A 577-nucleotide genomic window follows, 5' to 3' on the forward strand; every position below is an offset into this window, starting at 1 on the left:
CCTGAACCAGTCTGAATACATGATATAATTATCTGGTAATTTCTTTAATAAAGCCTTTTGCTCATCGGTAAGAGGCTTTATCTTTTTGGCAGGCATGCCTGCATACAAAAATCCGCTTTCGCAGATGGTATTTTCCAAAACCACTGCTCCTGCAGCTATAATGCAGCATTCTTCAACCACTGCATGGTCCATTACAATAGCTCCCATACCAATCAGCACATGGTCTTTTACCTCACAGCCATGAACAATGGCATTGTGCCCTACTGAAACCCTGTTGCCAATGTGCGTACTTGCCTTTAAATAGGTGGCATGGATAACAGCTCCATCCTGTATATTGGTGTCGTTGCCTATGGTGATGGTATTTACATCTCCCCTGATTACGGCATTGAACCAAACCGAGCAGTTATCGCCCATGGTTACATCGCCAACTATGGTGGCATTAGGTGCAATAAAACTGTTGTTGCCCCACTTCGGGTGGATATCTTTAACTGGTAAAATAACTGGCATTTGTTGTTGGATTTGAGATGTGAGTATTAAGCTATGATAACTGAAAATTTCGAGCTGAAAACTAAATAAT

The 577-nt window shown here is 41.6% G+C and carries 1 protein-coding gene; it reads right to left on the reverse strand.

From position 1 onward, the window contains the following. Positions 1–507 (reverse strand): gamma carbonic anhydrase family protein (locus JHD69_RS20145; RefSeq protein ID WP_199142118.1); only part of this gene is annotated, 507 nt, incomplete at its 3' end. Positions 508–577 lie beyond the last annotated feature (70 nt).

This window comes from Pedobacter sp. ASV12 (genome assembly GCF_016429155.1).
Lineage (GTDB): Bacteria > Bacteroidota > Bacteroidia > Sphingobacteriales > Sphingobacteriaceae > Pedobacter.